Source organism: Janthinobacterium sp. BJB401 (assembly GCF_013372745.1).
GTDB lineage: Bacteria > Pseudomonadota > Gammaproteobacteria > Burkholderiales > Burkholderiaceae_D > Janthinobacterium > Janthinobacterium rivuli.
The window spans coordinates 33,198-52,365 of record NZ_JABXFH010000023.1; the positions used below are offsets into that span (position 1 = coordinate 33,198).

Annotated in this window: 14 protein-coding genes; 7 read left to right on the top strand and 7 right to left on the bottom strand. The window is 63.8% G+C overall.

Going from position 1 to position 19,168, the window contains the following annotated elements:
- Positions 1 to 55: 55 nt before the first annotated feature.
- Positions 56 to 766 (top strand): heavy metal response regulator transcription factor, encoded by a 711-nt coding sequence (locus HWE17_RS16045; RefSeq protein WP_099403778.1) that lies wholly within the window; start codon positions 56 to 58, stop codon positions 764 to 766.
- On the top strand, positions 763 to 2,181 hold the full coding sequence (locus tag HWE17_RS16050) for a heavy metal sensor histidine kinase (RefSeq protein WP_176389430.1): 1,419 nt from the start codon (positions 763 to 765) through the stop codon (positions 2,179 to 2,181). The genes HWE17_RS16045 and HWE17_RS16050 overlap by 4 nt, the downstream gene beginning before the upstream one ends.
- A gap of 115 nt (positions 2,182 to 2,296) precedes the next feature.
- Here HWE17_RS16050 and HWE17_RS16055 read toward each other — a convergent pair whose 3' ends face one another.
- The 3 genes from HWE17_RS16055 to HWE17_RS16065 all read right to left on the bottom strand — a co-directional run bounded on the left by HWE17_RS16055 (position 2,297) and on the right by HWE17_RS16065 (position 8,627).
- Positions 2,297 to 5,635 carry a DEAD/DEAH box helicase gene (locus HWE17_RS16055; protein WP_255206272.1) on the bottom strand — a complete coding sequence of 1,113 codons (3,339 nt, stop codon included), beginning with the start codon at positions 5,633 to 5,635 and terminating at the stop codon, positions 2,297 to 2,299.
- A 187-nt stretch (positions 5,636 to 5,822) separates the two neighbouring features.
- Complete coding sequence (locus HWE17_RS16060) at positions 5,823 to 7,529, bottom strand: methyl-accepting chemotaxis protein (protein ID WP_176389432.1); 1,707 nt, start codon at positions 7,527 to 7,529, stop codon at positions 5,823 to 5,825.
- A gap of 207 nt (positions 7,530 to 7,736) precedes the next feature.
- Entirely contained in the window at positions 7,737 to 8,627 is an 891-nt protein-coding gene (locus HWE17_RS16065) for a LysR family transcriptional regulator (RefSeq protein WP_176389433.1), read from the bottom strand.
- A 114-nt stretch (positions 8,628 to 8,741) separates the two neighbouring features.
- Between HWE17_RS16065 and HWE17_RS16070 the strand changes: the two genes are divergently transcribed.
- Complete coding sequence (locus HWE17_RS16070) at positions 8,742 to 9,923, top strand: serine hydrolase (RefSeq protein ID WP_176389434.1); 1,182 nt, start codon at positions 8,742 to 8,744, stop codon at positions 9,921 to 9,923.
- Positions 9,920 to 11,110, top strand: a complete 1,191-nt coding sequence (locus HWE17_RS16075; RefSeq protein ID WP_176389435.1) for an MFS transporter — start codon at positions 9,920 to 9,922, stop codon at positions 11,108 to 11,110. The genes HWE17_RS16070 and HWE17_RS16075 overlap by 4 nt, the downstream gene beginning before the upstream one ends.
- On the opposite strand, the gene HWE17_RS16080 is transcribed toward HWE17_RS16075, so the two are convergent.
- The 3 genes from HWE17_RS16080 to HWE17_RS16090 all read right to left on the bottom strand — a co-directional run bounded on the left by HWE17_RS16080 (position 11,075) and on the right by HWE17_RS16090 (position 13,156).
- On the bottom strand, positions 11,075 to 11,620 hold the full coding sequence (locus HWE17_RS16080) for a DinB family protein (RefSeq protein ID WP_176389436.1): 546 nt from the start codon (positions 11,618 to 11,620) through the stop codon (positions 11,075 to 11,077). The two genes, HWE17_RS16075 and HWE17_RS16080, sit on opposite strands and share 36 nt — an antisense overlap.
- A 31-nt stretch (positions 11,621 to 11,651) precedes the next feature.
- Positions 11,652 to 12,251: a MarC family protein gene (locus HWE17_RS16085; protein WP_034781292.1), complete on the bottom strand. Its 600-nt coding sequence runs from the start codon at positions 12,249 to 12,251 to the stop codon at positions 11,652 to 11,654.
- 116 nt (positions 12,252 to 12,367) lie between these two features.
- Complete coding sequence (locus tag HWE17_RS16090) at positions 12,368 to 13,156, bottom strand: helix-turn-helix transcriptional regulator (RefSeq protein ID WP_176389437.1); 789 nt, start codon at positions 13,154 to 13,156, stop codon at positions 12,368 to 12,370.
- A 101-nt stretch (positions 13,157 to 13,257) separates the two neighbouring features.
- On the opposite strand from HWE17_RS16090, the gene HWE17_RS16095 reads away from it, so the two are divergent.
- The 3 genes from HWE17_RS16095 (at position 13,258) to HWE17_RS16105 (ending at position 17,904) form a co-directional block, all read left to right on the top strand.
- On the top strand, positions 13,258 to 14,172 hold the full coding sequence (locus HWE17_RS16095) for a DMT family transporter (RefSeq protein ID WP_035822956.1): 915 nt from the start codon (positions 13,258 to 13,260) through the stop codon (positions 14,170 to 14,172).
- A gap of 41 nt (positions 14,173 to 14,213) precedes the next feature.
- Positions 14,214 to 15,824, top strand: coding sequence for a toxin-antitoxin system YwqK family antitoxin (locus tag HWE17_RS16100; protein ID WP_176389438.1), 1,611 nt, complete (start codon positions 14,214 to 14,216; stop codon positions 15,822 to 15,824).
- Between the two features lie 349 nt (positions 15,825 to 16,173).
- Positions 16,174 to 17,904 carry a methyl-accepting chemotaxis protein gene (locus tag HWE17_RS16105; RefSeq protein WP_176389439.1) on the top strand — a complete coding sequence of 577 codons (1,731 nt, stop codon included), beginning with the start codon at positions 16,174 to 16,176 and terminating at the stop codon, positions 17,902 to 17,904.
- Position 17,905: 1 nt separating this feature from the next.
- Here the strand turns inward: HWE17_RS16105 and HWE17_RS16110 are convergent, their stop codons facing one another.
- Positions 17,906 to 19,057: an AI-2E family transporter gene (locus tag HWE17_RS16110; RefSeq protein WP_035822949.1), complete on the bottom strand. Its 1,152-nt coding sequence runs from the start codon at positions 19,055 to 19,057 to the stop codon at positions 17,906 to 17,908.
- Positions 19,058 to 19,168: the final 111 nt, after the last annotated feature.

The window sequence follows — 19,168 nt, forward strand, 5'->3', positions numbered from 1 at the left end:
CGCGGCCGTCTGCGCGCGGCGTAAAATGGTTTTATATTCTCTTTAGAAAGTGGCCATGCGCATCCTGGTAATTGAAGACGAACCGAAGACGGGCGACTATCTGCTGCGCGGCCTGGCCGAGTCCGGCTTTACGGTGAGCCTGGCGCGCAATGGCCGTGACGGCTTGCACATGGCAAGTACGGAGTCCCCCGATCTCATCGTGCTCGACGTCATGCTGCCCATCATGGACGGCTGGCAAGTCTTGCGCGCGCTGCGGCTGCAGGAAGGCGGCGCGGACGTGCCCGTGATTTTCCTCACGGCGCGCGACGAGGTGCAGGACCGGGTCAAGGGGCTGGAGCTGGGCGCCGACGATTATCTGGTGAAACCGTTCGCCTTTGCGGAACTGGTGGCGCGCATCCGTACTTTGCTGCGGCGCGGGCCACCACGCGAAGACGACGTCATCCGCATCGGCGACATGGAAATCGACGTGATGAAACGCAAGGTCAGCCGCCAAGGCCAGCGCATCACCCTGACGGCGAAGGAATTCGGCTTGCTGCATCTGCTGGCGCGGCGCCAGGGCGAAGTCTTGTCGCGCTCCATCATCGCTTCGCAAGTGTGGGACATCAATTTCGAGAGCGACACCAACGTCATAGACGCGGCCATCCGCCGCCTGCGCAGCAAGCTCGACGACCCGTTCGAACCCAAGCTGATCCACACCTTGCGGGGCATGGGCTATGTCTGCGAATTGCGCGCGCCCACGGTGGCTGACAGCGGCGCGGCCACATGAAACTGGCGCAACTCCGCCGCTCGCTGACCCTGCGCGTCACGCTCGTCTTCGTGCTGATCGTGGCGCTCGTGTCGGCCGGGCTGGGCATGCATTTGTACCGCTCGTTCGTGGCGGAAATCGAGCGCCGCGACGATATTTTGTTGCTGGGAAAACTGCGGCAGATTCAGCAATTGCTCGGTAATGCGGGCACTCTCGACATCATCCGCGAGCGGCCCCAGTATTTCCGCGACACCATGAGCGGACAAGAGAACTCCCTGGTGCGCATCGTGCGCGCCGATGGCACGCGTTTGATCGATGTCAATCCGAACGGCGAGACGGTGGCGCATGCTGTTCCTGTCGCCGTCGATGCGCCCGTCACCGACGGCGCCATCGTCAGCTGGACCAGCCGCGACGGTTATCCTGCCAGGGTGGTGGCTGCCAGCGCGCGCATTGGCGAGCCGGCACAGATGGCCGACATTTCCGTCGCCCGGGTCTACGGCGACCGCACGGCCATGTTTGCCGCCTACCGCTGGCAGATTGTCGTCTCGGTGGCCGTCAGCGCGCTGGTGGCGGCACTGCTGGCGAGCTTGATGCTGCTGCGGGGATTGCGGCCGCTGCGCAATATCGCCGCGCACGCGGCCCTCGTGCGGCCTGGCAAGCTGGAGCAGCAACTCGATGCGCGCGGCGCGCCGAGCGAGCTGCTGCCGCTGATCCAGGCCCTGAACGCCATGCTGGCGCGGCTGCAGGAAGGCTATGCGCGGCTGTCGCAGTTTTCCGCCGACCTGGCGCATGAATTCCGCACACCCGTCACCAATCTGCTGGGGCAAAGCCAGGTGATGCTGGCCCGCCCGCGCAGCGCGCACGAGTATGAACAGCTGGTGTCGTCGAATGTGGAAGAGCTGGAACGGCTGTCGCGCATGATCGACAGCATGCTGTTTCTGGCGCGCGCGCAGCAGGATGAAATGGTGCTCGTCAAGCAAGTCTTGCCTGTACAGGACGAGTTTTTAAGGCTGGCCGATTTCTTTGAAGGCCTGGCTGAAGAGCGCGAGCTGGCGCTGGCTTGCCATGGCAGCGGCAATGTGACGGCCGAACCGCAACTGCTGCGCCGCGCGCTGGGCAATTTGCTGTCGAACGCCATCCGCCACGCGGCGCCGGGCAGCACGATCTTATTGCGTTCGCATGCGACGAACGAGGGCGTGGAACTGAGCGTGAGCAACCTCGGCCCCGCCATCCCCGCGCGCCACTTGCCCCACCTGTTCGAGCGTTTTTATCGCGCCGACCCGGCCCGCAGCGATTCGGCCGCCTCTACCGGCCTGGGCCTGGCCATCGTCACGGCCATCATGCAGTTGCATGGCGGCAGCGCGAGCGTGGCGTCCGACGCGGCCGCCACGACGTTCACTTTAGTGTTTCCGCTCGAGGACTGTAGGTCGGATTAGCGCGCAAGCGCGTAATCCGACATCACGCGCCAACCATATTGTCGGATTATGGTCCTGCGGACCTCGGCGGCCCCACCTAATCCGACCTACGCCGTAAAGCATGGTCATGGGGCCGTCAACCCATCTCCACCAAAAACTCATGCATCCCAGTATGCGGCAACTGCGCGCACGCTGGCGCAAAGTGCGGCAACTGTCCCCACAGCAGCGGGTTGCCGACGATGTACACATAGTGCTGGGCGCGCGTCAGGGCCACGTTGAGCAAGTTGGGCGTGGCGGCAGCCCATTGCGCGGCGCCCACCGTGCTGTCGTCGGCGCCGAGCACCAGCATCACCACGCTTTGCTCCTTGCCCTGGAAGGTGTGCACGGTGCCCACCATCTGGCTGCTCCACTGGCGCAATTCGCGCGCCGTCGGTGCCTTGCCGTAGCCGAGGCGGCGGTCCCAGTCCATGTCGACGATGCGCGAACGCAATTCGTTGCGCACGGCCTTGAATGGCGTAATCACATACATGTCGGGCAGCTTGCCGTCGCGGCGATACAGTTTCAGCAGTACTTCCAGCACGAAATCAAGCTGCACCGGCACGACCTGCTTGTAGCTGACGGGGCCGACGGCGTCGATCCAGCGGCTGGGGCCACGCGTGAGACCCCGCGCGCCGGCCGGCGGCGTGCGGTCAGCCAGCCCGTAGACCATCTTGTCTTCGTAGGCGATGCTGTTGGCCAGCGAGAACATCGGGTCCACGCAGCGGCGGTGCACGCGCAGGGGGCTGCCGATCCACAGCGGCTGTGCGCTGCCGGCGCCGACCTGCGCGCCATAGCGGTTGGCCTTGTCGGCCAGTGTTTGCACGGAAACGGAGCTTGGCGCGTAACTGCCATCCTGCGTGTGCGGCGACAGGGCGGACAAGGTTTGCACGAGGCGGCCCGGCACTGTGAAGATGGGTTCGATCTGCAGCGGGTCGCCCACGACGACGGCGCGCTTGGCGCGCCACAGGCTGCCCAGCGCGGCCTGTGGCGGTGCCTGGCCAGCCTCATCGATGAACAGCCAGCCCAGCGATTCGGGACCCATGCCTTGGAACTGGCGCGCGAACGAGGCAAACGTGGTCGACACGACGGGCACGACCATGAACAGGCTGTGCCAGACCATGGCGATGTGCGACTGGTCATAGGCGCGCTTGTTTTTCAGCAATTTTGAGACGGCCAGCAAGTTGCCGCCAAAGCCGGGGCCACCTTTCTTTGCCACTTCCGCCAGCCACGCCTCATGCAAGGCCAGGGCCTTGGCGAACAGGCGCGAGCGCAGGCGCGCCAGGGCCGGCTCATGCCACAGGCCGCCAATTTGCAGGGCGTCGCCGTCCAGTTCGTCCAGGGTGGCTGGCGCGATGATGGTGGGGAAACGCATGCGCGCGCGGCGCAGCAGCTCCGTGCTGTCATCCCATTCGCGCTGGCGCGATTGCGCCGTGCGCAGGGCGATGTGCAGGGTGTTGCGGGCGCGCTCGCAGCGCGGCTCCAGCTCGCCCTTGAGCAGCAGCTTGATGGCGGACACGTCGCGCGCAGCCTGGCGTTGCGCTTCGGCATTGGCCACGACGGCCTCTTTGTAGGCGCGCGCCGGTGCCGTGCGGAACAGCCGGGCAAAGAAACCGGGCTGCGTCAGCGCCACCAGGCGTTCTTCTTCCAGCAATTCCTTCTTGCTGGCGAGCAGGGTGTCCTGCTGCGCCAGCGCATCGGTCAGTGCGCCATTCGCCGCATCCATTTCTTGTTCTGCAGCGATCAGCGCTTGCTGGCTGGCCTCGATGAAATCGGCTTCCGTGCAGGTGCCCACGGCTTGCCACAGGGCCGCGTATTGGGCGTGCTCGGCCAGGGCCTTTTCCACCACGTGTTCCGTCTCGCGAAACTCGCGCGCCGCCTGGGCGAAGCTGACGCCCTGGTAGCTGGCCAGCCATTGGCGGATATTTTGCGCATTCGGTGTCTTGCGCGCCGTGGTCTTGTCCCAGTCATCGTCGTAGAAATTGCTGACGAAGCGGCGGCGGTTGGCGCTGTTGCCCAGCGCACAGGACATCATGCCCCATGGCGCTTCCGCCTCGCTCAAGGCGCGGTTGGCACTATTGCCGTCGGCCACGACCCGGCGCGCCACGCTTTCAAAGTAACGCGTGCGCGCCCATTCCTTGCCCAGCTGTTTAGGTTTCGGGAGGTCGCCGGAAATGTTTTCCACCGCCGCATTGTTCGACGAAGCGACGACCATTTCAAAGCCCGTCAGTTCCGGGCGCAAGCGCGCGATGGTGATCGGGTCGCGCACGCCTTCGAAGGCCACGGCCACCTTGCCGATGAAGGCGTCGCCGGCGCGGTCCAGGCAGGACAGCACGCTGGCGCGGCGCACGATGTTGTCGGCGAACAATTCGCGCAGCAAGGTCGTCTTGCCCGTGCCCGGCGGACCGTTGACGGAAAAGATGCCGCGCTCGCTCAAGCCCGTGCGCGCGCCATGGATGGCGAACTGCTGCATCAGGCTCATGGCGTAGCTGGCGTCTTCCAGCCAGTGTCCCCGGTTCATGTTCGCCGGATTGAGCATGGCGGCCAGCGCCTGGCGTCCGGCCGGGCTGTACAGGTCGATGCGCTCATCCTGCGCCAGCGGCGTCAGATAGGCGGCGACCGTCGCGGGCAGCTTGCCGCCACGCAAGGCGCGGATGATCTGTTCCAGGTCATCGAGGTAAAAACTGTTGAGAATGTCGACGCTTGGTTCCACCGCGTCGCCAAAATCCAGCGTACGGTTCTGGCTGGACTCAAGCGTATCGGCATCCGTCACGGCGGTACGTTTCTTGCGCGTGCGCACTTGCAGCACGGCCAGCGGTTGGCCGGCGGCCGGGTGGAAGCCGGCCCAGTCGCGCAGCAGGTCGGCCAGGGCCGCGATTTCCATGCCGGACAGGGGCGACGAGACATTGCCGGCTTCGTCCGTCACCTGCTGTGGCGTGCGGCTGGCCGCGAAGTTGCGCAGGCTGTCTTGCAGCGCCAGCTGGCTATCGCTGAAGGCGTCCAGGCTCAGGCCCGACCAGTCCGGCGTACGGGCGCGGCCAAGGGCCCACGGCAAGGTTGACACGGACACGGGGTCGAACTGCGGCTCGCCCAGCGCATTGAGGTTCAGGCGGGCAAAGCACGAGCGTCCCAGCAGTTCTGTTTTTTCTGTTTCGGCCATGTTTTCCGGGCCGTTGGCCGGCGGGCAAGCCTTGTTGATTTCGGCCTTGTCGAACACGCCGAGGAACAATGAGTAGCCGTCGATCTCGCGGTCGGACGGCACTTGCCATTGCGTGGCGAACTGCAGCGGCAATTGCGCCAGCTGTTCGCGGTGCAGGAGACGCACGGTGGACTGGTCTTCAACGTCCGTGATTTGATTCAGGTCAAACGGGATAAAGAATTCGATCTTGTGCCAATACTCCAGGATAGCCAGGAGGCGCTGCTGTTCTGCCTGATTCATGATGACCAATATTTTGTAAAGCGAGCGAGGATTGTAAAGCGTATGCGCGGTGCACGTTTTGCACTTTCGCCTATTGCGCGGGCTTTGCCGCAAAAAAAGTGGTGATTGCGGACGAAAAAAAGCCAGGCAGCAACTTCCTGCCTGGCTTTCTCCCGTTGCGATGTTGCTGAGGGTTAAAACTCGTGCATTAAAACTCTTCCCATTCGCTCTCGACAGCCGCATTGCTGCGGCGCGCCGGCGCGGCCGTGACGGCCTTGCGTGCGGGTGCGGGTTTGGCTGCGGGGCGGGCGATGGCGGGCGCTGCTGGTGTTGTGCGCACTGGCGTCAGCTTGGCTGCGCTGGCGACATGGTTGCCGGTTTTAAAGAAGCCCACCACGTGCGCCAGTTCGCCCGCCTGTTCCTGCATGCTTTGCGAAGCGGCCGCCGCTTCTTCCACCAGGGCCGCGTTTTGCTGCGTGACTTCATCCATCTGGGCAATGGCCATGTTGATCTGCTCGATGCCGATGGTCTGCTCGTGCGTGGCGGAGGTGATTTCGCCCATGATGTCGGTCACGCGCACGATGCTGTCGACGATGTCGCCCATGGTCTGGCCCGCTTCGTTGACGAGGCGCGAACCCGTGTCCACGTTGGCGACGGAGGCCGCGATCAATTCCTTGATTTCCTTCGCTGCGCCAGCCGAGCGTTGGGCCAGATTGCGCACCTCGCTGGCCACGACGGCAAAGCCGCGTCCCTGCTCGCCGGCGCGCGCTGCTTCCACGGCCGCGTTCAAGGCCAGGATATTCGTCTGGAAGGCGATGCCGTCAATGACGCCGATGATGTCGACGATCTTGCGCGACGAGGCGTTGATGGTGCCCATGGTGTCGACCACTTGCGAGACGATGCTGCCGCCGCGCACGGCCACTTCCGACGCGCTTTTCGCCAGCTGGTTGGCCTGGCGCGCATTGTCCGCGTTCTGCTTCACGGTCGAGGTCAGTTCTTCCATGGCCGATGCCGTTTCTTCCAGCGAACTGGCTTGCTCTTCCGTGCGGGACGACAGGTCGAGGTTGCCGGCGGCAATTTCGCTCGATGCCGTGGAGATCGCATCCGTGCCGTGGCGCACTTGCGCCACCACGCCCAGCAGACTGTCGTTCATGGCTTTCAGGGCGCCCAGCAGGCGGCCCGTTTCATCGCTGGAATTGACGACGATGTGCGACGACAAGTCGCCCGAAGCCACGGTTTCGGCCACGCTGACGGCCGCATTGATGGGCTGGGTGATCGAGCGCGTGATGATCCAGGCAACAAAAGCGCCCAGCAGTACGGCCACGCTGCCCAGGGCAATCATGGAGGCGCGCGCGCTGGCGCTCAGCGTTTCGGCGTCCGTTGCCGCTTGCGCCGCCTGCTGCGCTTCATACGCGACCAGGCTGTCGAGCGCGCCCAGCACGATCTTCAGGCTCGGTGCCGCCTGCTGCGTCAGAAAGGCGATCGCCTCTTCCGTCTGGCCCGCATTGCGCAGCTCGATGACCTTGTTGTTCAGCGGCGCGCCCGATTTCAGGGCGGCATCGAGTTCGGCCATCAGCGCCGTTTCCTTGTCCGTCGAGATTTTCTTTTGCAAGGTTTCCTTGGCGGCGCCGTATTTCTTGCGCGACTCGCCGATCTTGGCCAGTTCCGCCTGCACCAGCGCTTCCGTCGGCGCCACCACAATGCTCGTGATCGCCAGGGTAATGTTGCGCACGTTGTCGCTCATGGTATTGGCGGCCGCCATCTTGACGTTCTTGTCGGCCACGATGTCGTGCGTGCGCGCGCTCAGTTGCCCCATGGAATACAGGCCGACGAGCAAGACGGCGACCAGCAGACCGAGGACGACAGCAAACCCGATCCCGAGCCGGGTGCCGATTTTGAATTGTGTGAGTGACATGATTGCTTTCGTGTTGCGGAAGTGAGGGAAAACGGCGACAGGCCACGGCTACGGGTTTATACGTAGCCACGGCCAGTCTGTAATTGTTCCTCAAAATTCCGCACTGCAATACAAAAACTTGTATCAAGTCCGCGAAAAGCTGAAAAACTGGTAGCAACTTAACTAAGTTGTCGTGTGGAAACAACGAGCGCGGCGCTGGATGCGGACTTAGTTTTTCGGAAACACGTGGGTGGCGAGGAAATCGATGAAGGCGCGCAGTTTCGGCGTCAGGTGGCGGCTGCTGGGCCACAGGATGCGGAAGGCGCCATCGTGCTGGCGGTGCGCGTCCAGCACCGGCTGCAAGCGGCCTGCGGCGAGCGCGGCGCGCACGGCGAAGTCGGGCAGGGCGGCGATGCCCAGGCCGCTTTCGGCAAAATGCAGCAAGGTGTCGACATTGTTGCAGTGGAGCAGGGCCGGCAAGCCGGCCGCGTGCAGGGCAGGCCATTCGGGCAAGGGCCAGGCCTCGACCTTGCCGCTGCTGGGAAACTTGTACAGCAAACAAGTGTGCTGCCTCAGGTCGGCGGGCAAGGCTGGCGTGCCGTGTTGCGCCAGATAGGCGGGCGCGGCCACCAGTTGCAGCTGGAACTGGCCCAGCTGGCGGCTCATCAAACGGCTGTCGGCGCTTTCGCCCGCGCGCACGACGGCGTCGTAGCCTTCCTCGATCACGTCGACCCGGCGGTCGCTGAAATCGAGGTCGAGCTCCACCAGCGGATAGGCGCGCGCGAACGCGGCCAGCACGGGGTTGAGCAAGCTGCCCACCTGCGGCAAGCTGACGCGCAGCCGCCCTTGCGGCGCGCTCTTGCTATTGGATAACTCGAGCTCGGCCGCTTCGATCTCGCCCAGAATGCGTCGGCAGCGTTCCAGGAACACCGTGCCTTCGCTGGTGAGCGCGATGCTGCGCGTGCTGCGCTGAAACAGGCGCACGCCGAGGCGCTCTTCCAGCCGCGCGATGCTCTTGCCCACGGCCGAGGCGGAAATGCCGAGCACCCTGCCCGCCGCCACGAAACTGCGCGTCTCCGCCGCCTGCACGAAGGCCGTGAATCCCGCCAGGTTGTCCATGTGGTTCCTCTTTGATTACGGATGCCAACGTCCGCACAGACAGAAACTATAGCCTGTTTTTCTTTGATCGCGCCTGCCTTACCTTGGCAGCCTGATCATTTGAAAGGCTGAGCCATGATGTACAACTTCTCTCCTGCGGCTTTGTCCGCCCGCATCGATCCCTTGCTGGACGTCGTGTTGCAGCAGCAGCGCCTGGTGGGCGCCGTGGTGCTGGTGCGCCAGCGTGGCCAGGAAATTTACCGCCGCGCGGCCGGCTACCTGGACCGCGAGGCGGGCACGCCCATGGTTGAGGACGCCGTCTTCCGCCTGGCATCCGTGAGCAAACCCATCGTCTCGACGGCCGCGCTGGCGCTGGTGGGGCAGGGCCGGCTGGGCCTGGATGATCTGGTGACGCGCTGGCTGCCGTATTTTGCGCCACGCCAGCCGGACGGCGCCGTGGCGGCGATGACCGTGCGGCATTTGCTTACGCACACGGCCGGCCTCGACTATGGCTTTTTCCAACCGCCGGGCGGCGCGTATGCGCGGGCAGGGGTGTCGGACGGCATGGATGCGTCCCGCATTTCCCTGGAGGACAACCTGCGCCGCCTGGCCACCGTGCCGCTCGCGTATGCACCGGGCGAGCGCTGGGCGTATTCGATCGCCACCGATGTGCTGGGCGCCGTCATCGAACAGGCGGCCGGCATGCCGCTGGCGCATGCCGTGGAATACCTGGTGACGGTGCCACTGGCCATGCGCGACACGGGTTTTGTGGCGAGCGACCCGGCGCGCCTGGCCGTCGCGTATGCGGACCGTGCAGCGGGAGAATCCCGGCCGCGCCGCTTGCTCGACGAGGGCGAAGACCATCTGCCGTTTCTCGATGGCATGGCAGGGTTTGCCTTATCTGCGGCGCGCGCCCGCGATGCGCACGCCTACCCGTCCGGCGGCGCCGGCATGGTCGGCTCGGCGCCCGACTTCATGTACCTGCTGGAAACCTTGCGCCTGGGCGGCGCGCCGCTGCTGCCGCCAGCGCTGGCGCGCCAGATGAGAGAAAACCAGACGGGCGGCTTCGACTTGCCGTTCTGGCCTGGTCGTGGCTTCGGCCTGGGTTTTACCGTCTTGACGGATCCACAGCTGGCTGCCACGCCGGAATCCACGGGCAGCTGGCGCATGGGCGGCACGTATGGCCACTCGTGGTTTGTTGATCCTGCGCAGGAGTTGTCCGTGGTGGCGTTCACGAATACGGCGCTGGAGGGCATGGCGGGGCCGTTCGTCGCGGAGCTGTGCCAGGCAGTGTATGGCGCCAAGGAAACGCCATGACCCGCCCGCACCCGATCGTCTTCCTTGCGCTGGGCCTGTTCGGCGTGTATTGCATCGAGTTTGGCGTCGTCGGCATCTTGCCGATGATCATGCAGCGCTACGGCGTGACGGCCGCGCAGGCGGGTTCCTTGGTGAGCCTGTTCGCCCTCGTGATCGCCGTGGGCGGCCCCTTTCTCGTGCTGCTGGCCACGCGCTGGCGCCGCAAGCGTGTGTTGATCGTTTCCCTGCTCGTGTTCGCGCTGGCCAGCGTGGTGTCGGCATATGCGCCGCGCTTCGGGCTGCTGCTGGCGTTGCGCATGGTGCCGGCCCTGTTCCACCCCGTGTATTTCTCGCTGGCCATGGTGGCGGCCGCCGCCCTGTATCCGCCGCAGCAATCGGCGCGGGCCGGCGCGCATGCGTTCACGGGCACCAGCATGGGCATGGTGCTGGGCATTCCGCTCACCACGTGGATTGCCGCGCAGTATGGCTACGAGGCATCGTTCCTTGCCTGCGCCCTCGTCAATGCGCTGGCGGCGCTGGGGCTATATCTGTTCCTGCCCGACACGCCGCTGGAAGCGCCAATGGCATATGGACGCCAGCTGGCCGTGCTGCGCAAACCGGCCCTGTGGCTGACCATTGCCGCCGCCGTGCTGGTGTTTGCCGCCATGTTTGCCGTGTATGCGTATGCGGCCGCGTATCTGCAGCAGGAAGCGGGCTTGTCGGCGCGACAGACGGGGCTGGCGCTGGTGGTGTTTGGTATCGGTGGCGTGGCCGGCAATCTGTTCGCGGGGCGCCAGCTGGGCGCGCAGGTGCTGCGCACGGTCCTGCTGCAACCCATGCTGCTGGGCCTGGCGTACTGGCTGCTGTACCGCTATGCGGGCAGCGGTATCGGCTGGGCGCCCATGGCGGTGCTGTTGCTGTTCTGGGGCGCGGCGCACACGAGCGGGCTGATCGTCACGCAAGTGTGGCTCAGCAGCGAAGCGCGCGAGGCGCCCGCGTTCGCCATCGGCGTGTATATCGCCGCCATCAACCTGGGCGTGACAGTGGGCGCGCTGGCCGGCGGCATCGCCATCGAGTCCTGCGGCATGCAGGGGGCGCTGGTCTGCGGCGCGCTGCTGGGTGCCTTGGCGCTGGCGGCGATTGCCGTGAAAGCGTGGCGCTACCGCACGTCGTCAGTCGGCAATATGGTTGGGGATGCGAAACAGTAAATCCGTGTCGCCGATATCCACGCCCGCTTGCGACAGCAGGGTGCTGGCCTGGCCCCGGTGGTGGGTCTGGTGGTTAAAGAAATGCATGAGCAGGCTGAAAAACGCGCGCCGGTTCGGCCCCTTGCTGTTGCGGTAATCGAGCAGGTGGTCCAGGTCTTCTTCGCGGATGGAGGCGGCCCAGGCTACGATGAGCTGGTCCAGCCATTGCCGGTGCGCGTGCATGGCGGCAAAATCCTCGGCCGCGAACAGCGGGTGCGTGAGCGAGGCGGGCGGCGTGATGGCGCGGATGGGATCGAGCAGGGGAAAGCCGGCCGGGTGTTTCGCATAGCGCTGCAGCCACAGCGTGTCGCCCACCATCACGTGGTTCAGGGTGGCCAGCAGGGAACCAAAAAAGGCGCCCCGCTCGCGCTGCAGCTCGCCGGGCGGCAGGCTGGCCGCCGCTGCGTAGACCTTGGCATTCATCCACTGGTTGTAATCGGCCATCAGGCAAATATGGGCGCAACGGCTCATGCTGGACTCCTTCAGTGGAAGAATGACAATATTAAACGGACTTCAGGAATGCGCGTATGCCGGCCAGCAACATTTCTATGGCCATCGCCGTCAGGATCAAGCCCATCAGGCGCTCGAACGCCGTCATGACCCTTGGACCCAAGGCCCGCTGCAAGCGTTCGGCGCACAGGAAGACGGCCAGCCAGACGACGGCCACGGCCGTCAGCCCCGCCACATGGGCGATGACTTCGTTCATTTCATGCGAGGAAAACAGCAGCACGGTGGCCAGCGCCGACGGGCCAGCCAGCGCGGGGATGGCCAGCGGCACGATGAACGGCTCGCCGCCCATCTCGTGATCGCTATTGCCCGCGTTTGGCTGTGGAAACACCATGCGCATGGCGATTAGGAACAAAATCACGCCGCCGCCGATGCGCAAGGCCACTTCCGACAATTGCAAGGCGTTCAGGAAATGGCGGCCGAAGAACATAAACAACAGCAAGATGCCGAAGGCGATCAGGCACTCGCGCACGACGACTTTCCAGCGCCGCTCGATGGGCACCCGTTTCAGGGCATTGACGAACAGGGAAACGTTGCCGAACGGATCGGTGACGAGCAAGAGCAGGATAAATGTCTGGAAGAAATTCTGTGTCATGGTGGTATGAATGAGGTCAACACCGCTGCCAGGATGGGCGCGGTGCGATAAGGCTTGCGATGATAACAAGAGCGGCGGCTATCGCCCATGATTATTGATGCATAGCAGCATTTTTTTTATGCGGCGATGACTTTAGCCTGGTAAAACGCGGTCGGCGTGGTGCCGAAATGCTTTTTGAACATGGCCGTGAACGCGCTTTGGCTCGTGTAGCCGTTGTCCATGGCCACGTCGATGACCTTGCTGCCATGCGCCAATTGTTCCAGCGCCCGCAGCAGCCGCGCCTGCTGGCGCCACTGGCCAAAGCGCATGCCCGTCTGTTTCTGGAACAATCGGTGCAGGCTGCGCTCGGTGATCGCCAGCTCCTGCGCCCAGTGCGCCACCGTCTGCTGTTCGCCCGGCTGTTCCATCAGCCGCGCGCAAATGCCGCGCAGGCGCGCATCGCTAGGTAATGGCAGATACAGGGGCAGCACGGGCAGGCTGTCGAGCTCGTGCAACAGCAGCTGCAGCAGATGCCAGTCGCGGCTGCCTTCCGTGAAATCGGGCGCGATGTCGACGGCCGCCACGATCAATTGCCGCAGCAGGGGACTGATGTCGAGCACGCAGCTGTGGCTAGGCAGCAATGGAGAATTGGCACAGTTGACGAACACCGTGCGCATTTTCACCGCGCCGCTCATGCGCACCCGGTGCGCGATGCCGGGCTGCAGCCACACGCCGCGCGTGGGCGGCACCACCCAGCGCCCGCCCTGCGCTTCAATGGTCATCACGCCCTCGATGGCGTACAGCAACTGCGCATGCGTGTGGCGGTGCGCGGAAATCACGTGGCCGTGCGCATAGTCGACGGCCAGCGCCATGGCGCGCGCCGTGACGGGCAGCAATTCCTGAAAGGCGTGGGAGGAACAATCCATCAAATAAGGTCAGTTTTGCGACAGGTATGGACATCTTAGCGCGAGAAAGCACAATGTGCCTGCGGCATGATGGTTCCCCGCAATGATTTATGGAGTTACGCATGCCTGTGCGCGCTTATCTGTATCCGTTCCTGGCCATGTTGCTGTGGGCCGGCAACGTCGTCGTCTCGAAGCTGGCCGCGTCCAGCATCGCCCCAACGGCCATCACCTTTTACCGTCTGGTGCTGGTCTTGCTGGTGATGACGCCATTCATCGCCCGTCCCTTGTGGCGCAACCGCGCCGCTATCCGCCGCCAGTGGTGGCAGCTGGCCCTGTGCGGCCTGATGTCGATGGCGCTGTTCCAGAGTTTGTCCTACCGCGCCGCGGAAAGCACCACGGCAACGAATATGGCCATCGTCACGGCACTGGCGCCCCTGATGACGGCCCTGCTCAGCGTGCTGCTGCTGGGCGAGCGCCTGACGGTCGGCATGGCGGCCGGCGGCGTGCTGTCGTTTGGCGGCTTGCTGTACCTGGTCGGGCGTGGCGACGTGCTGGCGCTGCTGCATCAAGGTGTGCATGCGGGCGACGCGCTGATGCTGCTCGCGTGCCTGAGCTTTGCCCTGTACGGCGTGCTGCTGCGCCGCTGGCGTCTGTCCATTCCCGCTTGGCAAGCTATTTATTGCCAGGCCCTGGCGGCGCTGGCGTGCATGCTGCCGTTCTTCCTGCTGCTGCCGCCCGGCAGCGCCAGGCTGGACGCCACCACCTTGCCGCTGATCGGCTACGCGGGCATCGGTTCGTCCATCGTGCTGTCCTACCTGTGGATCGAAGGCGTCAAACTGCTGGGGCCAAACCGCTGCAGCATCTACGTCAACCTGCTGCCCCTGCTGACGGCCCTGCTGGCCATCGTCTGGTTGCACGAAAGCATGCATGTGTACCACCTGGTCGGCGGCGGCATCTCGCTGCTGGGCGTGTTGCTGGCGCAGACGGTGCAGCGGCCCCTGTTTGGCCGGCGTCCTGGCGTGAGCGGTCTTGCCTGAACGGCCATGCATAATGGCGGTTTTTCGGCAGTGGAGTTGGCATGCGGCAAACATTTTGGATAAGCACGATGGCGGCGCTGCTGGCGCTCGGTAAGCTGGCGCCAGCACAGGCGGCGGCGCGGTTCTACGAGGGTAAGCCGATGGCCACCGCCAGCGTTGTCGAGCGCCGCGATGGCGGCGTGGTGCTGGCCTTCCTGCGGGAAAATGGCGAAGTCAACGGTTACTACTGCCAGTGCAACGGGAGCAGTGAAAAACGCATGAACCTGGACAAGTACGGCCAGGCCAGCATCGCGGCCGTGTTCCAGCTTGACCTCGACAGCGAAAGCGAAACGACGTTCGTGCTCAGCCGCAACGGCGGTCAGTACGGCTTGCATGCCTACCGCTACGAGCGCAGCGGCGGCAGGATGTTCAAGGTCGCCACTTTGCAGCCGACCCTGGACGCCATCGTGCGCGGCGCGAAAACCATGGACGAGGCGCGGGTGCGCGCTGCGCTGGCCCGTTTGCAGCTGATCGACTACAGCATCGCCTACGCACCGACGGGCGTGGCCGAGTTCGACGCCATCGAGCATGGCCACGGTACCCTGGTCTGCTATTTCAATATCGATGGTGACTTGTTGCCCGGCAAGCCGGCCGATGCGCCCGCGTTTGCCTATAAAAAAACCTTCGGGGAAAAGGATGGCCATTTCCTCACGGTGACCTATCTGCTGGGCAAGGGATGGGAAGGGGGCCGCGCGCCCAGTTATCACATCAAGTGGATCACCTGGGAAACGCAGCCGCAGCGCTTTGCCGCCAGCCAGGATGGACTATTTATCGAATACGACGTGAATTGCTGCAGGGGCAGCGTGTTTGCCCGCGGCCTGTATGCGCAGGGCAAGCGCACGGGGCAGTGGCACTATGAAGAGCCGCTCACCATCCGCTCGTCTGGCGCCTTTGTCGACGACAAGGCTGAAGGGCCATGGACGTATGCCAGCGGCGAAGAAACGACGACGGGCATGATGCAGCGTGGCCAGCGCACTGGCCGCTGGGAAGTGAGTCCGGGCGTCGAGGAATGGCGCGACGAGGGCAAGGGTAACTACCAGGGCTTCGATACCTATCTCAAGGACAGGCTGGATGGACCCAGTGAGCGCCGCGTCGAAGGCGTGGTGCACTGGCAGGGCAACTATGTCAATGGCAAGAAGCAGGGCCAGTGGGTCGAACCTGGCGGTGGCGGCAACTACGTCAATGATGTAAAACAGGGGCCGTGGAAGAAAGCGACGCCGGACGGCGGCTGGCAAGTGTTGACGATGGTTGACGGCAAGCCCGACGGCAAGCTGGAGCAATACGCGGCCAGCGGCCAGCTGGAACTGGCCGAACATTACCGCCTGGGCGAGCTTGAGGGCCCGATGGAGAGTTTCTATCCGGACGGCAAGCGGCGTTACCAGGGCAGCTTTGCCGGCGGCAAGCGCGACGGGGCGGAAACCCTGTTTTATCCCGATGGCGAAGTGCCGCAATTTCACCGCAACTGGCACAAGGGCGTGCTGCACGGCGTCAACATCGAAAATTTCCAGAACGGAAAACCGAAGCAGATCGGCGCCTATACCATGGGCAAGAAAACGGGCCGCTTCCAGTACTTCCGCGACGATGGCCAGCTCATCGAAGAAACCATGTATTAACTAATTGGCTAACATAAATGGCATTCCGGCGCGAGCGCGCACGATTGCGGAATGCCAGTTCTGCGCAAAAAACATCATCCGCTTGTTACAAAGCGTGAAAATCCATGCTGGATGTTGCTACTAGTAATCTTTCCCTGTATCTTGCAGTCAGGAAATAAAAATACAGAAAACCTCAACCCTGTTGATCTGTCTTTCACTCCTGACGATATGCGCGGGCCGCCTTCCCCCCTGCCGCCGCACACGCCGTATCGACCTGTCCTGAACAATTCACGTGACCCGCCCATCTGGCGCTTGCTGCTATCCCGTTTGGTGAACGCAGGCATGGTTGCGCCCCTACCAAGGAAAATGCATGCTGTCGAATATAACAATAAAAATGCGCCTGATCGCCACCATGAGTGTGCTGGGCTTGCTGATCGCCGTGCTGGGCGTCATGAGTATCATCAGCCTGAAATCGGCCAACAACAGCCTCAACGAGGTCTACAGCAATCAGCTGGCATCGACGCAAGCGATCGGCGAATCGCAGATTCTGCTGGGCCGCGCCCGGTTCACGATGGACCGCGTGATGGTGCATCCCGATGCGGCCGACGCCAAGGATATCCTGGCCCGTGCCGAACAATTCATGGAAGCCTCGAACAAGTCCTGGAAGGTGTACCTGGCCTTGCCGCAAAGCACGGACGAAAAGCGCCTGTCCGACGACATGGACAAGAAGCGCAGCGATTACATGAGCAACGGCTTGTTGGTCATGAGCAAGGCTTTGCGTGAAGGCAACGTTGCACAAGCGGACGGTTTGATGATGTCGGGACTGACGCCGCTGTACCGTACCCTGGACCAGGCCGCCGAAACATTGACGCAATACCAGGCCACTTCGGCCGCCGCGATGTATGCGGCCAGCCAGTCCAGCTTCCGCAGCCAGGTGGCCATGGCCATCGGCGGCATGATCGTCGGCGCCTTGCTGACCATTATTTCCAGCTTTTTGCTGCTGCGCGCCATCTTTAACCCGCTGGACCAGGCCCTGCGCCATTTCGGCGCCATTTCCGACGGCAACCTGGCCAACGACATCGTCATCACGCGCAACGACGAGATGGGCGCCTTGCTGACGGGCTTGCTGAAAATGCAGGAACGCCTGTCGACCACCGTGCGCGGCGTGCGCGACGGCAGCGGCGCCATCGCCACGGCCAGTAATGAAATCGCCTCGGGCAATCTGGACTTGTCCAGCCGCACGGAGCAGCAAGCGTCGAGCCTGGAAGAAACGGCGTCCTCGCTGGAAGAGCTGACCTCGACCGTCAAGCAGAATTCCGACAATGCGCGCCAGGCCAACCAGCTGGCCGTGTCGGCCTCGGACGTGGCGGTGAAGGGTGGCGCACTGGTGGCGCAAGTGGTCGATACCATGGGCACCATCAGCGAATCGTCGAAAAAGATCGCCGACATCATCGGCGTGATCGACGGCATCGCCTTCCAGACGAATATTTTGGCACTGAACGCGGCCGTGGAAGCGGCGCGTGCCGGCGAGCAAGGCCGCGGCTTTGCCGTCGTCGCCACGGAAGTGCGCAACCTGGCGCACCGCTCGGCCAGCGCCGCCAAGGACATCAAGATGCTGATCGAAGCGTCGGTGCAGAACGTGGGCGCCGGCAGCGCGCTGGTCAGCCAGACGGGCACGACGATGGACGAAATCGTGGCCAGCATCCGCCGCGTGACGGACATCATGGGCGAAATCAGCGCCGCCGGCCGCGAACAGGAACTGGGCATCGGTCAGATTAATCAAGCCGTGGCGGAAATGGATACCGTGACGCAACAGAATGCGGCACTGGTGGAAGAAGCGGCAGCCGCCTCGGAATCCATGCAGGAGCAGGCGGCGGCACTGGCCGAGATGGTCAGCATCTTCAAACTCGACGCCAACCATAGCGGCCCTGCCGCCAAGCCCGCCTTGCGCAAGCCTGCCACCGCCGCCGCCAGCACGGCCTTGAAACGCCCGGCACTGCGCCTGGCGCCAACCCGCGCCGCCGCAGCACCTGCCGCTGCCGCAAAACCGCGTCCAGCCAAACCTGCCGCGGACAATAGCGGCGAGTGGGAAGAGTTCTAAGTTACTGCGCCGGCAGGGTGGCCTTGCTGCCCTGTTCCTGCAAGCGCGCCGCCTCGGCCAGGGCCTGGGCGCGCGCTTCTTCCGCCGCCTGTTCCGCTTTCTCATGCGCATCGTGTCGTGCCTGCAAGGCCGCCCGCGCGCGCACGAAGACGATCTTGATGGCCGCCATCACGGGCACGGACAGGAAGATGCCCACCACGCCCCCGAGCTGGTCGCCGGCCAGCAAGCCGACGATCACCATCAGCGGGCTCACTTCCACGCCTTCGCTCATCAAGTACGGATTGACCACGTAATCCTGGAACAAACGGTAGGCGGCGATAAAGCCGATCAGCCAGAACACGTGCTCGAAGCCGCTGAAACCGGCCACGACGACGGCGATGACGGCGGCTGCCAGCGGGCCGGCAAACGGGATGAATTCCAGCAAGGCTGCCGCGCCGGCCAGCAGCAGGCTGTACGGCACGCCCATCAGGGAAAAGGCGATGCTGTAGGACACAAACGTGGCGATCGACAACAGCAGCAGGGCGCGCACATAGCGCGACAGCAAGATGTCGAGGTCATCGATGATGGCGCCCCAGAGCTTCTTGTTCGGGCGGTTCAGCAGGGACAGCAAGCCGTCGCGCATGTCCGGCCCTTCCTTGATCAGCAAAAAGCTCAGCACGGGCACCAGCACCAGATAGATCAGGTTGCTGGCCGCATGCATGACGGTCAAGCCCAGTTCTTTCGCCAGTGGCATGGCTTGTCCCGTACCGCTGCTCAGCTGCGACTGCATGAACGACAGCAGGCGCGCGCGCAAGGGTTCCATGAACTCCGGCAACGGGATGCGCTCGGCAAAATTATTCCCCTTGAGCAAGGTCGGCAACTGATCGCTGAGCTTGATCGCCTCTTCCTCGATGCGCGCGCCAAAGATGGAGCCCAGTATCGCCACCAGCAAGATCACCACGAGAAAGACGATGCCGATGGCGGCCGTGCGCGGCAAGCGTTTCGGGCCATGGCGTTCCAGCAGGCCGATCAGTGGATACACGAGGTAGCTGAAGAAAATCGCAAAGACCACCACGATCAGGGTCGACGAGACCTTGTAGGTGAGAAATAGCAGGAAGGCGATGAGGAACGCCGTCCACACCATCTTGGCAACGCGCAAGTTAAAACCGAACATATGAATTCCTTAGGGCAGGAGGCGACGCAAGCGTGACTGGCTTGAAGGGCAGGGTGGGCAAGGCAGGGACAGGGCCGCGCCGCACGGCCGGAAATCATACCGCAAAATGCC

Coding starts and splice junctions, on each gene's coding strand:
- HWE17_RS16045 (WP_099403778.1), top strand. CDS start 56: ATGCGCATCCTGGTAATTGAAGACGAACCGAAGACGGGCGACTATCTG.
- HWE17_RS16050 (WP_176389430.1), top strand. CDS start 763: ATGAAACTGGCGCAACTCCGCCGCTCGCTGACCCTGCGCGTCACGCTC.
- HWE17_RS16055 (WP_255206272.1), bottom strand. CDS start 5,635: ATGAATCAGGCAGAACAGCAGCGCCTCCTGGCTATCCTGGAGTATTGG.
- HWE17_RS16060 (WP_176389432.1), bottom strand. CDS start 7,529: ATGTCACTCACACAATTCAAAATCGGCACCCGGCTCGGGATCGGGTTT.
- HWE17_RS16065 (WP_176389433.1), bottom strand. CDS start 8,627: ATGGACAACCTGGCGGGATTCACGGCCTTCGTGCAGGCGGCGGAGACG.
- HWE17_RS16070 (WP_176389434.1), top strand. CDS start 8,742: ATGATGTACAACTTCTCTCCTGCGGCTTTGTCCGCCCGCATCGATCCC.
- HWE17_RS16075 (WP_176389435.1), top strand. CDS start 9,920: ATGACCCGCCCGCACCCGATCGTCTTCCTTGCGCTGGGCCTGTTCGGC.
- HWE17_RS16080 (WP_176389436.1), bottom strand. CDS start 11,620: ATGAGCCGTTGCGCCCATATTTGCCTGATGGCCGATTACAACCAGTGG.
- HWE17_RS16085 (WP_034781292.1), bottom strand. CDS start 12,251: ATGACACAGAATTTCTTCCAGACATTTATCCTGCTCTTGCTCGTCACC.
- HWE17_RS16090 (WP_176389437.1), bottom strand. CDS start 13,156: ATGGATTGTTCCTCCCACGCCTTTCAGGAATTGCTGCCCGTCACGGCG.
- HWE17_RS16095 (WP_035822956.1), top strand. CDS start 13,258: ATGCCTGTGCGCGCTTATCTGTATCCGTTCCTGGCCATGTTGCTGTGG.
- HWE17_RS16100 (WP_176389438.1), top strand. CDS start 14,214: ATGCGGCAAACATTTTGGATAAGCACGATGGCGGCGCTGCTGGCGCTC.
- HWE17_RS16105 (WP_176389439.1), top strand. CDS start 16,174: ATGCTGTCGAATATAACAATAAAAATGCGCCTGATCGCCACCATGAGT.
- HWE17_RS16110 (WP_035822949.1), bottom strand. CDS start 19,057: ATGTTCGGTTTTAACTTGCGCGTTGCCAAGATGGTGTGGACGGCGTTC.